Annotated in this window: 18 protein-coding genes; 5 read left to right on the top strand and 13 right to left on the bottom strand. The window is 55.3% G+C overall.

Annotation, left to right across the window (positions count from 1 at the left end):
* Positions 1–55: 55 nt before the first annotated feature.
* From hemW to V6942_RS02745, 5 genes are read right to left on the bottom strand one after another with little or no spacing between them, the layout of a single operon-like run.
* Positions 56–1,192: a radical SAM family heme chaperone HemW gene (hemW, locus tag V6942_RS02765; protein ID WP_106925690.1), complete on the bottom strand. Its 1,137-nt coding sequence runs from the start codon at positions 1,190–1,192 to the stop codon at positions 56–58.
* Positions 1,185–1,778 carry an XTP/dITP diphosphatase gene (locus V6942_RS02760; protein ID WP_333500792.1) on the bottom strand — a complete coding sequence of 198 codons (594 nt, stop codon included), beginning with the start codon at positions 1,776–1,778 and terminating at the stop codon, positions 1,185–1,187. The genes hemW and V6942_RS02760 overlap by 8 nt, the downstream gene beginning before the upstream one ends.
* Before the next feature lie 8 nt (positions 1,779–1,786).
* On the bottom strand, positions 1,787–2,077 hold the full coding sequence (gene yggU, locus V6942_RS02755; RefSeq protein ID WP_106925694.1) for a DUF167 family protein YggU: 291 nt from the start codon (positions 2,075–2,077) through the stop codon (positions 1,787–1,789).
* Positions 2,074–2,640, bottom strand: a complete 567-nt coding sequence (locus V6942_RS02750; RefSeq protein ID WP_106925696.1) for a YggT family protein — start codon at positions 2,638–2,640, stop codon at positions 2,074–2,076. Before V6942_RS02750 ends, yggU begins: the two co-directional genes overlap by 4 nt.
* Before the next feature lie 18 nt (positions 2,641–2,658).
* Positions 2,659–3,363 (bottom strand): YggS family pyridoxal phosphate-dependent enzyme, encoded by a 705-nt coding sequence (locus V6942_RS02745; RefSeq protein WP_106925698.1) that lies wholly within the window; start codon positions 3,361–3,363, stop codon positions 2,659–2,661.
* A 16-nt stretch (positions 3,364–3,379) separates the two neighbouring features.
* On the opposite strand from V6942_RS02745, the gene V6942_RS02740 reads away from it, so the two are divergent.
* Positions 3,380–4,363, top strand: a complete 984-nt coding sequence (locus tag V6942_RS02740; RefSeq protein WP_106925700.1) for a type IV pilus twitching motility protein PilT — start codon at positions 3,380–3,382, stop codon at positions 4,361–4,363.
* Between the two features lie 530 nt (positions 4,364–4,893).
* A complete protein-coding gene (locus V6942_RS02735) occupies positions 4,894–5,547 on the top strand; it encodes a LuxR C-terminal-related transcriptional regulator (protein ID WP_106925702.1) in 654 nt (217 codons plus the stop codon).
* 58 nt (positions 5,548–5,605) lie between these two features.
* Here V6942_RS02735 and ruvX read toward each other — a convergent pair whose 3' ends face one another.
* The 8 genes from ruvX to metK all read right to left on the bottom strand — a co-directional run bounded on the left by ruvX (position 5,606) and on the right by metK (position 12,813).
* Complete coding sequence (ruvX, locus tag V6942_RS02730; protein ID WP_064542651.1) at positions 5,606–6,022, bottom strand: Holliday junction resolvase RuvX; 417 nt, start codon at positions 6,020–6,022, stop codon at positions 5,606–5,608.
* On the bottom strand, positions 6,022–6,585 hold the full coding sequence (locus tag V6942_RS02725) for a YqgE/AlgH family protein (RefSeq protein WP_106925704.1): 564 nt from the start codon (positions 6,583–6,585) through the stop codon (positions 6,022–6,024). Before V6942_RS02725 ends, ruvX begins: the two co-directional genes overlap by 1 nt.
* Positions 6,586–6,731: 146 nt before the next feature.
* Positions 6,732–7,679, bottom strand: coding sequence for a glutathione synthase (gene gshB / locus V6942_RS02720; protein WP_106925706.1), 948 nt, complete (start codon positions 7,677–7,679; stop codon positions 6,732–6,734).
* A 12-nt stretch (positions 7,680–7,691) separates the two neighbouring features.
* Positions 7,692–8,423: a 16S rRNA (uracil(1498)-N(3))-methyltransferase gene (rsmE, locus tag V6942_RS02715; protein WP_106925708.1), complete on the bottom strand. Its 732-nt coding sequence runs from the start codon at positions 8,421–8,423 to the stop codon at positions 7,692–7,694.
* An 81-nt stretch (positions 8,424–8,504) separates the two neighbouring features.
* The gene (endA, locus tag V6942_RS02710; protein ID WP_182930044.1) at positions 8,505–9,212 is read right to left on the bottom strand and encodes a deoxyribonuclease I; all 708 of its coding nucleotides are present in this window, start codon (positions 9,210–9,212) and stop codon (positions 8,505–8,507) included.
* A 94-nt stretch (positions 9,213–9,306) separates the two neighbouring features.
* Entirely contained in the window at positions 9,307–9,807 is a 501-nt protein-coding gene (locus V6942_RS02705; protein WP_333500791.1) for a SprT family zinc-dependent metalloprotease, read from the bottom strand.
* Between the two features lie 77 nt (positions 9,808–9,884).
* Positions 9,885–11,279, bottom strand: a complete 1,395-nt coding sequence (locus tag V6942_RS02700) for a sugar porter family MFS transporter (RefSeq protein ID WP_106925714.1) — start codon at positions 11,277–11,279, stop codon at positions 9,885–9,887.
* Positions 11,280–11,658: 379 nt separating this feature from the next.
* Complete coding sequence (gene metK / locus V6942_RS02695) at positions 11,659–12,813, bottom strand: methionine adenosyltransferase (RefSeq protein ID WP_106925716.1); 1,155 nt, start codon at positions 12,811–12,813, stop codon at positions 11,659–11,661.
* Positions 12,814–13,229: 416 nt separating this feature from the next.
* On the opposite strand from metK, the gene V6942_RS23395 reads away from it, so the two are divergent.
* The 3 genes from V6942_RS23395 to speA all read left to right on the top strand — a co-directional run bounded on the left by V6942_RS23395 (position 13,230) and on the right by speA (position 15,580).
* Positions 13,230–13,367 carry a hypothetical protein gene (locus V6942_RS23395; RefSeq protein WP_420107829.1) on the top strand — a complete coding sequence of 46 codons (138 nt, stop codon included), beginning with the start codon at positions 13,230–13,232 and terminating at the stop codon, positions 13,365–13,367.
* 96 nt (positions 13,368–13,463) lie between these two features.
* Entirely contained in the window at positions 13,464–13,595 is a 132-nt protein-coding gene (gene yqgB, locus V6942_RS02685) for an acid stress response protein YqgB (protein ID WP_146145709.1), read from the top strand.
* An 8-nt stretch (positions 13,596–13,603) separates the two neighbouring features.
* Positions 13,604–15,580 carry a biosynthetic arginine decarboxylase gene (speA, locus tag V6942_RS02680; RefSeq protein ID WP_106925719.1) on the top strand — a complete coding sequence of 659 codons (1,977 nt, stop codon included), beginning with the start codon at positions 13,604–13,606 and terminating at the stop codon, positions 15,578–15,580.
* The last annotated feature ends 62 nt before the right edge of the window (positions 15,581–15,642 follow it).

The following is a 15,642-nucleotide window of genomic DNA, read 5'->3' as shown; positions in this document are numbered from 1 at the left end:
AAAGACGATGTTATATATTTCGCCATTATGAATTAATGGCGAAATATATTTGAACTTATTCGTTGAGGAACAGTTCCAGCAGCGAGTTGAGGAAGAGCTTGCCGTGTTCAGTAATCTGCCAGTACTGGTTGCACTCGGTCAGATAGCCTTGCGCGAGCGCCTCATCAAGCTGCGGGCGAATCACCTGCTCGTTAAGGCCCGTGTAGGCCTTGAACTCTGCACGCGGAGCCGGCTCCAGCAGACGGAAGCGGTTCATAAAGAACTCGAACGGTTTATCGGCATTTTCAACATCGTGCTGGCGTTCAAGGTAGCGCCCTTCCATATAGCCGCGCGGATGGCGGGTTTTCGCCGTGCGCAGAATACGGCCGTCCGGGAACGTCACTTTGCCGTGCGCGCCGCAGCCAATGCCCAGATAGTCGCCAAAACGCCAGTAGTTGAGATTGTGCTGGCACTGATAGCCCGGCTTCGCGTAGGCCGAGGTTTCATACTGCTGATAACCTGCGGCGGTCAGCAGGCGATGCCCCTGCTCGAAGATATCCCACAGGTCGTCATCGTCCGGCAGCACCGGCGGGCGTGAACCGAACAGAGTGTTCGGCTCGATGGTCAACTGATACCAGGAAAGGTGCGGTGGCGACAGCTCGATGGCCTGGCGCAGGTCGCTGAGCGCTTCTTCCAGCGACTGATCCGGCAAGCCGTGCATCAGGTCGAGGTTAAAGCTGCGTAGCCCAAGCCCGCTCGCCAGATGCGCGGCGCGTTTGGCTTCTTCCGGCCCATGAATTCGGCCCAGACGCTGGAGCTTGGTTTCGCTAAAGCTTTGAACGCCGATGGAGATACGGTTCACGCCCGCCCGTTGGTATTCGACAAAGCGGTCGGCTTCGACGGTGCCCGGGTTGGCTTCCATGGTAATCTCCACGTCAGCGGCCAGCGGCAGACGTGCGCGAACGCCGTCCAGCAGGGCCTGCATCGCCGGGCCGGAGAGCAGGCTCGGCGTCCCGCCGCCGATGAAAATGGTCTTCACTTCACGTCCCTGCGCATAGGCGACGTCAGCGTCTAAATCGTTGAGCAGATGCTGCACATAGTCATCGTGCGGCACTTCGCCCTTGAGCGCGTGCGAATTGAAGTCGCAGTACGGGCATTTCTGCACGCACCACGGGATATGAATGTAAAGACTCAGCGGCGGCAGATTAACCATTGCGCATCGCTTCCAGTAACTGTTTCAGCGCCTGACCGCGGTGGGAGATGGCGATTTTCTCTTCACGGGTGAGCTCGGCGGCGGTTTTACCTTCCGACGGGACGAAGAAAATCGGATCGTAGCCGAAGCCACCCTGACCCGCCGGCGAACGGGTAATGACGCCCGGCCAGCGGCCGTGGCACACCAGCGGCGTGGGATCTTCCGCGTGGCGCAGATACACCAGCACGCAGTGGAACTGCGCCTGACGCTGGTCGTCCGGCACGTCTTTGAGCGTTTCCAGCAGCTTTTCCAGGTTCTGCTGGTCGCTGGCGTCGATGCCGGAATAGCGTGCGGAGTAAATGCCCGGTGCGCCGCCGAGCGCATCGACCGCCAGCCCGGAATCATCGGCAATGGCCGGTAAGCCGGTCACCTGCGCAGCGTGACGCGCCTTGAGAATGGCGTTTTCAATAAAGGTCAGCCCGGTTTCCTCGGCGGACTCCACGCCAAGCTCGGTCTGAGCGACGATATCAAGACCAAAATCGCCGAGCAGCGCGGCAAGCTCGCGCACTTTACCGGCGTTACCGGTCGCGAGGACAACTTTTTGCATGGGATATCCTAATGTGTCAGGGCGTCGACGCCCGATGGGATTTGTTGCGGATGAATAATTTTAACCTGTTTATGCCGCCCCAGTTCACCTTTCTCAATGATGACCTGGCTTTTGGCGACCTTAAACTGTTTGGCGAGGTACTTCACCAGATGGGCATTGGCCTGCCCATCCACGGGCGGGGCGGTAATGGCGACTTTTAATTCGTCGCCATGAACCCCAACAATTGCGTCCCGGCTGGCCTTTGGCTGAATGTACAGCCGCAGCACCAGCCCGTCATCGCAGAGTGTCACGGCACTCATAACGCCATCCACAGTCCTGGCAGCAGCATGTTGCCGGTGGCTTGCAGGACTTCAGCAATGCCCATATTGATAACGTACAGCAGCAGCACCAGCACCATCGGCGAGAAATCAATGCCCCCCATCGACGGCAGCAGACGGCGAATCGGGCGCAGCAGCGGTTCAGCAAGCTGCATCAGCACGAACTCAACCGGGCTACGTCCCTGGCTGACCCAGCTCATGATGGCCATCAGCAGCAGAACCCAGAAGATCAGCAGACCGATGGTCTTGAGCAGAATGAGCACCGCAGAGATCCAGATGATCGGCTGGAAGGTGATGACCATAAACAGCACGATAGCTTTTATTACGCACAGGATAAATGCCAGCAGCACAGAGGCGCTGTCCAGCGGCCCCATCGGCGGAATGATACGGCGCAGCGGACCAACAATGGGCTGCGTGATCTTCACCACGAACTGCGAGAACGGGTTGTAAAAGTCACAGCGCGCCCACTGCATCCAGACGCGGAGCAGCAGCACCATTGTGTACAGTTCAATCACTGTAGAGAGCAGGAAGGTCAACGTCTTCATGGCGTTCCTTGGGGTTCCTTATTTTTTTGTGTAATCACGCGCACCAAAAATCGCGGTGCCAATGCGTACCATTGTACTACCTGCCGCAACAGCGGCTTCCATGTCGTCAGACATGCCCAGAGAGAGGGTGTCTACGGTCGGGTAGTCTGCTTTCAGTCGCGCAAATGCTACCGCCATTTGGCGAGCGACGGCAAACTGCCGGTCGTACTCTTTTTCCGGCGCGGGAATGGCCATCAGGCCGCGCAGACGAACATTCGGCAGCGCGGCGATGTCGGCTGCCAGCGCGTCCAGCGATTCCAGCGCAATACCGGATTTACTTTGCTCATCGCTGATGTTGATTTGAATCAGCACGTTGAGCGGCGGTAGGTCGGCCGGGCGCTGCTCGCTTAAACGCACGGCAATCTTCAGCCGGTCCACGGTATGGCACCAGTCGAAGTGCTCGGCAACCAGGCGACTTTTGTTGGACTGCAGCGGGCCGATAAAGTGCCATTGCAGCGAGGTGATTCCCTGCTCGCGGAAGTGGAGGATTTTTTCTACCCCTTCCTGAACATAGTTTTCGCCGAACGCGGTCTGGCCCGCGGCAACGGCTTCTTCGACGGCGCTCGCAGGTTTCGTTTTACTGACTGCAAGCAGCGTTACTTCTTCTGAATCCCGGCCGCAGCGCGCTGCTGCCGCTGAGATTTTCTCCCTGACCTGTGCCAGGTTATGCGCAATATCGTTCATATGGGCTGGTGGGTCTATGGATATACAAGAAATCGTGACGCTTAGTGTAAAGCATAACGTGTCCGATCTACACCTATGTAGCAGTGGAAACGCGCGCTGGCGTAGGGCGGGTAAGCTGGAAATAGCGCCGTTTAGCGCCCCGCATCTCGGCGTGCTAATGGACGGCTGGCTAAGTGAAAGCCAGCAACAGACGTGGCTGCGGCAGCGACAGCTTGATTTTTCACTGTCGCTGACCGGCTGCCCGCGCCTGCGTGCCAGTGCGTTTGCCCACAGCGGCGGTGTCTCGCTGGTGCTGCGCATACTGCCGACGCGCTGCCCTACGCTTGACGAACTGCATCCGCCGGTGGCGTTAGCGGAGATGCTACAGGAGGAGAGCGGGCTGATTCTGGTGACCGGGGCGACGGGCAGCGGAAAATCCACCACGCTGGCGGCGATGGTGGATTACCTTAATCATCATCAGGCCGGGCATATTTTGACGCTGGAAGACCCGGTTGAGTTTCTGCATACCAGCGAGGGGTGTCTGATTCACCAGCGCGAGGTCGGTGAGCACGCCGCGTCTTTTGCCGATGCGCTGCGAGTCGCACTACGTCAGGATCCGGATGTGATTCTGCTGGGTGAGCTGCGCGATAGCGAAACCATTCGTCTGGCGCTGACGGCGGCGGAAACCGGGCACCTGGTGCTGGCAACGCTGCATACGCGCGGCGCGGCACAGGCCATAGAGCGGCTGGTGGACGTGTTCCCTGCACAGGAAAAAGAGCCCGTGCGCAATCAGCTGGCCAGCAGCCTCTGCGCGGTGCTGGCGCAAAAGCTGCAGCCGGACAATCGCGGCGGGCGCGTCGCGCTGTTTGAAATGCTGATTAACACGCCGGCGGTGGGTAATCTCATTCGCGAAGGGAAAACGCACCAGATAGCAGGTGTGATGCAGACCGGGTTGCAAAGCGGCATGCAGACCTTCAGCCAAAGCTATCAACAGCGAGTTAAGGCGGGGATGTTATCGTGAGAGAAAGCGCGTATAGTCCTGCGTAGCACGATCTTCTGGTTATTTTTGTACAGATGAATTCGGAAATATTTATTTTCAGCTATCACATTGGAATATTAAATAATGTGATGGCTGTTTTATTTCTGGCTAACTGATTAATTATTCAACCGTCAGTTTTTTAAATTTGTAAATATTACTTTTTTCGTTGTTGCCGGAATGTATTTTTTTGTGATTATCGGGTGATGTTTTATAAGGCGGAAGAAAAACTTCCTACGACATTTATTCTAATACGATTTTTGCGCGTAAGCCATCGGTATGTTTTGTTTGTAATTTGTCGATTACATTATGTTGCGTAGGCTTACAAAAAAAGGTTGATATTCTTTTGACACTTCTAAGGTCTTCGTTCTATCCTGTTTATGTAATTAGGACTAATCTTATGAAATAGGTTTTCCTGGACTGGTTGGTTTTAATTGCTAATGGTATTAGGTTTGCCTTTGCTTTGACTTATTAAATCACCATGATGGTGGATATAGACTATGGAGAGTTTCGAAATGTTTGAAGTAACTGAGAGTGTATCTAATTCCCGCAAGATTATCTTAATCACCCACCCGTCAGTACAAGCAAACGCGTTTGCAAACTATCTTACTGAATTACTGTCAGTTTCTGTTGATGTTCATAATATCAACAAGCCGCTGGTTCAGCGCCTGAGTAAAGGTGCCGTGGTATTGTTTGATATTGCTGTTTCCAACAAAAAGCTGAATGGCATCTGGCGCGATATTATCCGCACCCAGTTTGATGCCCCGCGTCTGTTGATTATTAATAGCGCGCAGAAGTATGAATTGTACGAAATGGCACAATGGCCAGCGCTGTATGGCGTATTCCGTCATGACGACGAAGAATCGCGCTTAATTGAGGGCGTCAAAGCGGTGCTGAATGGCGAGCAGACGGCTGAATTGAGCGTGATGCATCCGGCAATGTATGCCGTTGAACATACTCCGGAAAATCACGATAGCGTACCGCTGACCGAGCGTGAATGTGAAATTCTTAATGAATTACGTCACGGTGCGACCAATATGGATATCGCGCGTGCATTGTTTATTAGTGAAAATACAGTACGTACGCATCTGTATAATGTTTTCCGCAAATTAAGCGTGAAGAACAGAACCCAGGCAGTGAGCTGGGCGAACGAAAATCTGCGTCACTGATTGGCGAGATAGCTATTCTGGTGTGCTCCCGGGAATCATTCCCGGGGCTGCCTGTTTGTTAGTAACCCTGCTCGAAATAACTTTCCAGAATCACCACGGCGGAGGCGGAATCTACGCTGCCTTTATTCAACGCCCTAAATCCCCCGTGTTCAAACAGCCCGGCACGCGCCTCGACGGTGCTCAGACGTTCATCGTGCAGCGTAATTGGCACGCCAAAGCGGCCGTGAATTTTATTGGCAAAATTACGTGCGCGAGCGGTCAGCGGCTGTTCGGTGCCGTCCATATTCAGCGGCAGTCCGACGATAACCGTTTCAGGCTGCCATTCCTTAAGCAGGCGAGCAATGATATTCCAGTCGGGCGTACCGTCCTGCGCCTTAATGGCGGCGAGCGGACGGGCCGTGCCGGTAATACGTTGGCCAATCGCCACGCCGATGCTGCGCGTACCAAAATCAAAAGCCAGCAGTGTGCCACTCATTACGCGTGCCCCGCAGCGCCTGACATGGTCAGGATATTAATGCCAATCAGCTTCGCTGCTTCTTTCCAGCGCTCGCTAATCGGAGTTTTAAACAGGATATTGAAATCGGCCGGAGCGGTTAGCCAAGCGTTATCGAGGATCTCCTGCTCCAGCTGGCCTTTTTCCCACGAGGCGTAGCCTAAGGCAACCAGCACTTCAGACGGCTGGCGTTCAGTGCCAAGGGTTTCCAGTACGTCACGTGAGGTGGTGACAATTGTATTGTCGGAAATACGGATACTGGATGAGAACGAGTCCGGCGGCGTATGCAGGATAAAACCACGATCTTCCGCCAGCGGGCCTCCGAGCATAACGGGCTTATCCAGACGAATGGACGGATCGCGGGGCTCCGGAGCGATCTTCAGCTTTTCGAGGATGCCTTCGACCTGTAAATTTTCCAGCGGCTTGTTAATGATGATGCCCATCGCACCGTCGTCGTTGTATTCGCAGATGTAGACTACGGAACGGCGGAAGATAGGATCCTGAAGGGATGGCATAGCAATAAGAAAATGATGCTGTAAATTCATTATCAGAGGTTCTTGTCCTGTTTCAAAAAGCAGCAGCGCCCAGTATGAGGGGAAAGCGGACCGCTGTCACCAGGCTAGCCTGCGTATACGCAGGGCACAACGCCCGGCTGGCGGCGGGATCCCTCCCGCCGTCTTCAAACAACGTCTTATTTTTGCAGACGTTTTTCGATGGCGTCCATCAGCATACCGGTGATAGAAATCGGATATTCCGCTTCAATTTCCCGCACGCAGGTTGGGCTGGTGACGTTAATTTCCGTCAGACGATCGCCGATAATATCCAGACCGACGAAGATAAGCCCTTTCTCCTTCAGCGTCGGGCCGACTTTACGGGCGATAGCCCAGTCGCTCTCGCTTAACGGGCGTGGCTCGCCGCGGCCGCCGGCGGCCAGGTTACCGCGGGTTTCGCCACCCTGCGGAATACGCGCGAGGCAGTACGGTACCGGCTCACCGTCGATCACCAGCACGCGTTTGTCGCCGTCTTTAATTGCCGGCAGGTAGTTCTGCGCCATGCAGTAGCGGCTGCCAAGCTCGGTCAGGGTTTCGGCAATGACGCCAATGTTCGGATCGCCTTCCTTCACGCGGAAGATTGAGGCGCCGCCCATGCCGTCCAGCGGCTTCATGATGATGTCACCGTGTTTTTCCCAGAACGCTTTCAGCTGGGCTTTATTACGGGTGACCAGCGTTTCCGGCGTCAGGTCGGCGAACCACGCGGTGAACAGCTTCTCGTTACAGTCGCGCAGGCTCTGCGGCTTGTTGACGATCAGCGTACCTTTCTCTTCAGCGCGCTCAAGAATATAGGTGGCATAGATGAATTCGGTGTCGAATGGCGGATCCTTACGCATCAGAATCACGTCGAGATCGGCGAGCTTAATTTCCTGCTCATGACCGAATTCGTACCATTTGTCGTAGTTCTGCTCGACGCTCAGCAGACGCGTACGGGCGTGCGACTCGCCGTTGATCAGATACAGATCGTTCATCTCCATATAGTGGAGTTCGTAGCCGCGACGTTGTGCCTCCAGCAGCATAGCGAAGCTGGTGTCTTTCTTGATGTTAATGCTTGCGATGGGATCCATCACGATGCCGAGCTTGATCATTATTGTTCTCCTTTAACCCAGGTCGCCAAAGCGCACCTGCAGTGCGGTAATGGCGGTGAGTGCGGTAGTCTCTGTGCGCAGAACGCGAGGCCCTAACAGAATATCAGTAAACTGGTAGCGAGCGGTCATGGCAATTTCATCGGCGGACAGGCCGCCTTCCGGGCCAATCAACAGGCGTACGCGCTCCACCGGCAGCGGCAGCGTATTGATGCTGGCGCTCGCGCGCGGGTGCAGGTTGAGCTTCAGCGCATCATCCTGCTCGGCGCACCAGTCTTCAACGTCCATTGCCGGGCGAATTTCCGGCACGACGTTACGGCCGCACTGCTCGCAGGCGGCGATGGCGATCTTCTGCCACTGCTGAATTTTTTTATTCAGGCGTTCGGCGTCCAGTTTAACGCCGCAGCGCTCGGAAAAAAGTGGCGTAATGAGGCTTACACCCAGTTCAATCGATTTCTGGATGGTGAATTCCATTTTATCGCCTCGCGACATCACCTGGCCCAGGTGAATATGGATAGGCGATTCACGATTGTCCATCGTCGCGCTCTGGACATCCACCATCACATTTTTCTTGCTGGCGTCGGTAATGACGGCCTCAAACAGCTGGTTACTGCCGTCAAACAGCTGTACGGCCTGGCCTTTACCCATCCGCAGGACGCGGCCAACGTGGTTGGCGGCATCTTCGCAAAGCGCAATCTGCGCGCCGACGGTAAGAGGTTCCGGGTGGTAGATGCGAGGGATACGCATAAGTCTGACTTCCATCTGTGGCTGTATGCCCCCTCCGCCGGGAGAGGGCTGGAGCAAATTAACGATTGTCGCTAGTGTAGGTTAGCTCTTTTGCGCCTGGCAAGCCTGCAGCACATAAGGATTATGATTGCCCTGTACTTTGGCGATGCGCTGGTCGCGTTCGCACTCCCAGGCGCTGACCGGATACATTTTATCCCACGCGTTGAACAACTGGGTCTGTTGACGGGAAAGCGTCAGATGATATTGATCGCGCATATAGAAGTAGATACGCGCAATCGCACCGCGTGAGCGCTCCGGCGGCTCGGCCACTTTTTCTTTGAAATCGACTTTCATCGCGCACTGACCGTACTGGCCCTCGCCGCCGTTCCACTGTCCGTACATAAAGTTACCGCGGTCGCCGTTCACCTCGCCCACGGCGGGCTGCAGGTTATGCATATCGCTTTCCATCTTGCGATATTCCGGATCTTTGGCGCAGTTTTTTCTGCCGCCGTCCTGCCAGCACTGGCGCTGATGGCCAAACTGCCATGCAGGAACGACGTGCTCCCATTCGACGCGGCTGGCGCGGTTCTCATTTTTACGCACTTTGTAGCCACACGATTCCAGATCGATAACGCCTTTTTTCCCCTGCCAGTTAATTTTGCAGCCGCAGTAGAAGTCGCCGGGGACATCGTTATTGATCTTAACGCCGGCGCTTTTCGCCTGGGAGAAACTGTTGATCCCTTCGGCCATAGCCTGGCCGGAGAGTGCCGCTGCCAGAAACGCGGCGGCTAAAGACACATTACGGTACATCACGAACTCCATCTCAAAACGAGCCCGCAACGTAACGAATGTGGTTGTCAGATGCAATCAGTTAGAACGGAAAACTTCCTGTTATTTCCGGTGGTTACATTTCTGCAACTAATGGCTCGCCGCAGTGTACACAGCGGTAGGTGGCTTCACCACGCAGCACGCGGTTATGCCGACGCACGGTGAGCTGGTGCCGCTGGCAGCGGCAGCGGTAGGGGAAGGTATTTTTGCGCACGGACTCCAGCTCGAACTGATGGGTACGACGCGCCGGTACGCCGAGCACGCTTTCCATCATCCACTTCCACTCTTTGCCGTGCGGCGCGACGCGGCCAAAGTGTTTCCAGACCAGCAGGTGCGCCAGCTCGTGCGGCACCACTTCATCAATAAACGCCTGCTGGTTTTCCTGTAACAACACCGGATTGAGGCGAATTTCATACTGCTGAAGCCAGGCGGTGCCCGCCGACGTACCGCGCTGTTGGTAAACCAGCTTTGGCTCCGGGTAATTGCGGCCCAGCGCCTGGTTGGCCTGAGCGAGTTTTTCTCGCAGGCTGCGCATGATGTTTTGCTGGATTGCGATAGGAATTCGAGGGGTTTTCATAACGGCTGAGAATAGAGCGAGAAGCGGGGGGGCGCAAGAAGAAGCTTCCTCCCTGGCGGGAGGAAGCGTTGTTCAGGTTAGTCGCGAGCGCCAATTTCGCGCAGCGGACGGCCCTGCATCAGGTTACGTTCAATGTGTTCCAGAGAGACGTTTTTGGTTTCCGGAATCAGCCACAGGGTCAGGAAGATGAACAGCACGTTCAGACCGCCGTAAACCCAGAAGGTGTTGGCGCTGCCGAGTGAGTTCAGCATGGTCAGGAAGGTGGCCCCGACGATCATGTTCGCAATCCAGTTGGTGGCGGTAGAGCAGGTGATACCGAAATCACGGCCTTTCAGCGGCTGGATTTCAGAACACAGTACCCAAATCAGCGGACCGGCGCTCATCGCAAAGCCGACGATGAACATCAACAGCATCAGGACGGCGACGTACTGCGCCACTGCTGAGTGGATGCCGACGTGCATCATTGAGCCCAGTACGCCCATACCGACGGCCATAACGATAAAGCCAAGAATAAGGGTTGGCTTACGACCCCAGCGATCAACCAGACCGATGGCGATAAAGGTGGCCAGCACGTTGGTCAGGCCGACGATGACCGTCCCCCACATCTGTTCGGTGGTGTTGGTGTAGCCCGCCAGTTCAAAGATTTTCGGCGCGTAGTACATGATGACGTTCATGCCGGTGAACTGCTGCATCACCTGCAGCAGTACGCCGAGGAACACCGCGCGACGGAAGTTGCTGTTTTCTTTGAATAACGCCCAACCGCTCTGTTTTACCTTCAGGCTTTCACGAATTTCATCAAGCTCACGTTTGGCCTCGGCGCTGGTATCACGCAGACGCATCAGCACACGTTCAGCGTCGTTAAAGCGTCGTTTCGCGGCGAACCAACGCGGGCTGTCCGGCAGGAAGATCACGCCGATCAGCAGCAGAATCGCCGGAATGATGATAACGCCTAGCATCCAGCGCCATGCGCCGCTGTAGCTGAATGCGGTATCCGACAGGTACGCGCCGAGAATCCCGATGGTGATCATCAGTTGGTACATGGAAATCATGCTGCCGCGGATTTTTTCCGGTGCAATTTCAGACAGGTACAGCGGCGCGGTGTAAGAGGCCACGCCCACCGCCAGCCCCAGCAGAACGCGGGAAATCAGCAGTACTTCAACGTTTGGCGCGGCGGCGGAGAATAGCGAACCGGCAACGAACAGGATCGCCCCGATCATCAGGCTTTTTTTACGGCCCAGCTTGAAGGAGAGCCAGCCGCTGCCGACGGCGCCGACGGCGGCACCGAACATCATGGAGCTGACAACCCATTCCTGCGTATGCGAGCTCAGCTGAAAATCGGTCGTAATAAACGGTAGGGCACCGGCAATAACGCCGATATCAAGGCCGAACAGCAGTCCGGCCAGCGCCGCCAGGAAGCAGACAAAGAAGGTCATTGTCTTGTTCGAGCGACCCTGTTTTTTATTGTTAGGCATGATGCTCTCCAAATGAGTCATTGATTCTATCGATGCTTAGGGTAGGAGACTGTGAGGTAAAAAAATGTGATAACAATCACGACTGTGTAATCGGTTACACTGGTGTTTATGTTATTTAATGGTTAAATTTAAATAAAATCATAACGATAGATTTGATTTGGCTGAGAGGGAAATCACGATAATAAGATTTTACTGAAACACAGCGCAATAAAATGAAAGGTCGTTTCATTGAGGGTATTGAGGGCTTTACCAGCCATGGGTATGTGTGTGTAATCGCTTTCATTAAATTGTCTGAGAATGTAACCGAGCGTACGGTATGCAGGTTACAGACATAAAAAAAGCCAGCGCGAGGCTGGCTTCTGGAAAAGGGGGGCTGGGATTATTTCAGACCGGCTGCTTCGCGCAGCTGCGCGGCTTTGTCGGTTTTTTCCCACGGGAAGGTTTCGCGACCGAAGTGACCGTACGCAGCCGTCTCTTTGTAGATCGGGTGCAGCAGGTCCAGCATCTGAATCAGGCCGTATGGACGCAGGTCGAAGAACTCGCGTACCAGCCCAATCAGCTGTTCTGCAGGCACTTTCTCGGTACCGAAGGTTTCCACCATAATGGAGGTCGGTTCTGCTACGCCGATAGCGTAAGAAACCTGAATCTCACAGCGATCAGCCAGGCCAGCCGCAACGATGTTTTTTGCCACATAGCGTGCGGCATAGGCTGCGGAACGGTCCACTTTTGATGGATCTTTACCGGAGAACGCGCCGCCGCCGTGGCGAGCCATGCCGCCGTAGGTATCAACGATGATTTTACGACCGGTCAGGCCGCAGTCGCCCATTGGGCCACCGATAACAAAACGGCCGGTCGGGTTGATAAAGAATTTGGTTGACGCATTCAGCCATTCGGTCGGCAGAACCGGCTTGATGATCTCTTCCATCACCGCTTCCTGCAGTGATTTTTGATCAATGCTTTCAGCGTGCTGGGTTGACAGGACTACCGCATCAATACCGACCACTTTACCGTCGTCGTACTGGAAGGTAACCTGGCTTTTCGCGTCCGGGCGCAGCCACGGCAGGGTGCCGTTTTTACGCACTTCTGCCTGACGCTGCACCAGACGGTGGGCGTAGGTGATTGGCGCTGGCATCAGCACGTCGGTTTCGTTGGTGGCATAGCCAAACATCAGGCCCTGGTCGCCCGCGCCCTGTTCCAGCGGATCGGCACGGTCAACGCCCTGGTTGATGTCTGGAGACTGCTTGCCAATCGCGCTCAGTACGGCACAAGAGTTGGCATCAAAGCCCATATCAGAATGCACATAGCCAATTTCGCGAACGGTGTTACGGGTGATCTCTTCGATATCAACCCATGCGCTGGTGGTGATTTCACCGCCGACCAGCACCATACCGGTTTTGACGTAGGTTTCACACGCTACGCGGGCTTTCGGATCCTGCTCGAGGATGGCGTCCAGCACGGCGTCGGAAATTTGGTCTGCGATTTTGTCAGGATGCCCTTCAGATACAGACTCGGACGTAAAAAGGTGTTTTGCCATATTAAATTTCACCCAATAGGAATTTGGTTAGCTCAAACTGTTGTGCTGCATAGTCACGGTGGCGGATTATACCACAGACGAATAGATGACTGTCACTGGCAGTCTGAGTGTTAATCGGTATAGATGGATTAACATCTGGATGGCTATTCTAGGTTACTTCTTCACCTCTTTGCCAGTTTTTTTTGATTGGGCTCCCATTCTGCTGCTCAATGAGATGGAAATTTTTCCTGACAGTGTTGGCAATGCCCACATTTATATTTTGCTTTTTGGGTGGGTTCTCGGTATAAAACGCCGCGCGCGGCTCATACCAAAAAGCACACGACGTTTTCCTCGTGTCGCCACTTCCAGCCGGGCTAAAACACTGCTTTGGCTTAAAGGTTCGTCTTACGAGGCGGCCGTGGAGGTGATACGAGATAATGAACCGTTGTATTCTGCTGATTCTATCGTGCCGTCCTGGCGCGAGCATGTTCCCCGCAACCCCCATTTCTACTTTGCATACCAGCCGATGTTATACCCATTTCGGCGCTTCTCAGGACTCCAGAGCCGGTAGGTAACGGAAGACTGAACAAGGGCGCTCTTGTTACGGCAAGGGTTTTCTCGTGGTTTCGCTGAACCGTCATACCGGGTTCAGGTGCGTGTTTTACAATGATATGAATAAGAAACCGGTCGCACAGTCGGCGCGTCAGCATGTTCTGCTGTCTCGGCGGGCTGTTTATGGGTTGTTATCGCAACGTTACGCTGCGATAGTAGTTAACTGTTTTACACTTGGTATAAATAATTGAGGTTCGCTATGTCTGACGACATTTCATTGGATTCGCCTTCGTCAGCAGGCGAACGCGGTGTACTACGTTCCATGCAGGAGGTTGCGATGAGCTCCCAGGAAGCCAGCAAAATGCTACGCACATACAACATTGCCTGGTGGGGCAATAACTACTACGACGTCAACGAACTGGGGCACATCAGCGTCTGCCCGGACCCGGATGTACCAGAAGCGCGCGTTGACCTCGCCGAGTTGGTAAAAGCCCGTGAAGCGCAGGGGCAGCGTCTGCCTGCACTGTTCTGCTTCCCGCAGATCCTGCAGCATCGTCTGCGTTCGATTAACGCCGCGTTCAAACGCGCGCGCGAATCTTACGGCTATAACGGCGACTACTTCCTGGTCTACCCGATTAAGGTGAACCAGCACCGCCGCGTGATTGAGTCGCTGATCCACTCCGGTGAGCCGCTGGGTCTGGAAGCGGGTTCAAAAGCCGAGCTGATGGCGGTACTGGCGCATGCTGGCATGACCCGCAGCGTGATCGTCTGTAACGGCTATAAAGACCGTGAATACATTCGTCTGGCGCTGGTGGGCGAGAAGATGGGCCACAAAGTCTATCTGGTCATCGAGAAGATGTCTGAAATTGCCATCGTGCTGGAAGAAGCTGAGCGTCTGAACGTGGTGCCGCGCCTTGGCGTGCGTGCGCGTCTGGCCTCTCAGGGCTCTGGTAAATGGCAGTCCTCCGGCGGCGAAAAATCTAAATTTGGCCTGGCGGCAAACCAGGTACTACAGCTGGTGGAAATTCTGCGCGAGCGTGGCCGTCTGGACAGCATCCAGCTGTTACACTTCCACCTGGGCTCGCAGATGGCGAACATCCGTGATATCGCCACCGGCGTGCGTGAATCCGCCCGTTTCTACGTTGAGCTGCACAAGTTGGGCGTGAACATTCAGTGCTTCGACGTGGGCGGCGGCCTGGGCGTGGACTACGAAGGGACCCGCTCACAGTCAGATTGCTCCGTGAACTACGGCCTGAACGAATACGCCAACAATATCATCTGGGCGATTGGCGATGCCTGTGAAGAGCACGGGCTGCCGCACCCGACGGTGATCACCGAGTCGGGCCGCGCGGTGACCGCGCACCACACGGTGCTGGTGTCGAACATTATCGGCGTTGAGCGTAGCGAACACACCGAAGCCACGCCGCCGGCTGACGATGCGCCGCGCGCGCTGCAAAGCATGTGGGAAACCTGGCAAGAGATGCACGAGCCGGATAACCGCCGCTCGCTGCGTGAATGGCTGCACGACAGCCAGATGGATCTGCATGATGTGCACGTCGGTTACTCTTCTGGCACCTTCAGCCTGCACGAACGTGCCTGGGCCGAACAGCTTTACCTGAACATGTGTCATGAAGTGCAGAAGCAGCTCGACCCGAGCAACCGTGCGCACCGTCCGATTATCGACGAGCTGCAGGAACGTATGGCGGATAAGATCTACGTCAACTTCTCCCTGTTCCAGTCAATGCCGGATGCGTGGGGTATCGATCAGCTGTTCCCGGTGCTGCCGCTGGAAGGGCTGAACCAGGCGCCGGAGCGCCGCGCGGTGCTGCTGGATATTACCTGTGACTCCGACGGTGCCATCGACCACTACGTCGACGGCGACGGGATTGCCACTACTATGCCGATGCCGGAATACGACCCGGAGAACCCGCCGATGCTGGGCTTCTTCATGGTTGGCGCGTATCAGGAGATCCTCGGCAACATGCACAACCTGTTCGGCGATACCGAAGCGGTGGACGTGTTCGTCTTCCCTGACGGCAGCGTCGAAGTTGAGCTGTCCGATGAGGGCGATACCGTGGCGGATATGCTGCAGTACGTGCAGCTGGATCCGAACACGCTGCTGACCCAGTTCCGCGATCAGGTGAAAAACACCGATCTCGACGCTGAGCTGCAACAGCAGTTCCTCGAAGAGTTTGAAGCGGGGCTGTACGGCTATACTTATCTGGAAGACGAGTAACGGTAATGGCCCGGTGGCGCTGCGCTTACCGGGCCTACGATGTAGGCCGGATAAGGCGAAGC

Origin of the sequence: Kluyvera genomosp. 2, assembly GCF_036759865.1 — a bacterium.
GTDB lineage: Bacteria > Pseudomonadota > Gammaproteobacteria > Enterobacterales > Enterobacteriaceae > Kluyvera > Kluyvera ascorbata_B.
The sequence above is the reverse complement of the archived record's forward strand: the minus strand, read 5'-3'. Positions and strand labels throughout refer to the sequence as shown.

Excerpts from the sequence above, each read along its gene's own strand:
- endA (WP_182930044.1), bottom strand. The coding sequence starts at position 9,212 with ATGTACCGTAATGTGTCTTTAGCCGCCGCGTTTCTGGCAGCGGCACTC.
- V6942_RS02750 (WP_106925696.1), bottom strand. The coding sequence starts at position 2,640 with ATGAAGACGTTGACCTTCCTGCTCTCTACAGTGATTGAACTGTACACA.
- V6942_RS02725 (WP_106925704.1), bottom strand. The coding sequence starts at position 6,585 with ATGAATTTACAGCATCATTTTCTTATTGCTATGCCATCCCTTCAGGAT.
- V6942_RS02700 (WP_106925714.1), bottom strand. The coding sequence starts at position 11,279 with ATGCCTAACAATAAAAAACAGGGTCGCTCGAACAAGACAATGACCTTC.
- V6942_RS02740 (WP_106925700.1), top strand. The coding sequence starts at position 3,380 with ATGGATATACAAGAAATCGTGACGCTTAGTGTAAAGCATAACGTGTCC.
- hemW (WP_106925690.1), bottom strand. The coding sequence starts at position 1,192 with ATGGTTAATCTGCCGCCGCTGAGTCTTTACATTCATATCCCGTGGTGC.
- V6942_RS02735 (WP_106925702.1), top strand. The coding sequence starts at position 4,894 with ATGTTTGAAGTAACTGAGAGTGTATCTAATTCCCGCAAGATTATCTTA.
- V6942_RS02745 (WP_106925698.1), bottom strand. The coding sequence starts at position 3,363 with ATGAACGATATTGCGCATAACCTGGCACAGGTCAGGGAGAAAATCTCA.
- ruvX (WP_064542651.1), bottom strand. The coding sequence starts at position 6,022 with ATGAGTGGCACACTGCTGGCTTTTGATTTTGGTACGCGCAGCATCGGC.
- V6942_RS02705 (WP_333500791.1), bottom strand. The coding sequence starts at position 9,807 with ATGAAAACCCCTCGAATTCCTATCGCAATCCAGCAAAACATCATGCGC.
- yqgB (WP_146145709.1), top strand. The coding sequence starts at position 13,464 with ATGAATAAGAAACCGGTCGCACAGTCGGCGCGTCAGCATGTTCTGCTG.
- V6942_RS23395 (WP_420107829.1), top strand. The coding sequence starts at position 13,230 with ATGAACCGTTGTATTCTGCTGATTCTATCGTGCCGTCCTGGCGCGAGC.
- gshB (WP_106925706.1), bottom strand. The coding sequence starts at position 7,679 with ATGATCAAGCTCGGCATCGTGATGGATCCCATCGCAAGCATTAACATC.
- metK (WP_106925716.1), bottom strand. The coding sequence starts at position 12,813 with ATGGCAAAACACCTTTTTACGTCCGAGTCTGTATCTGAAGGGCATCCT.
- yggU (WP_106925694.1), bottom strand. The coding sequence starts at position 2,077 with ATGAGTGCCGTGACACTCTGCGATGACGGGCTGGTGCTGCGGCTGTAC.
- speA (WP_106925719.1), top strand. The coding sequence starts at position 13,604 with ATGTCTGACGACATTTCATTGGATTCGCCTTCGTCAGCAGGCGAACGC.
- V6942_RS02760 (WP_333500792.1), bottom strand. The coding sequence starts at position 1,778 with ATGCAAAAAGTTGTCCTCGCGACCGGTAACGCCGGTAAAGTGCGCGAG.
- rsmE (WP_106925708.1), bottom strand. The coding sequence starts at position 8,423 with ATGCGTATCCCTCGCATCTACCACCCGGAACCTCTTACCGTCGGCGCG.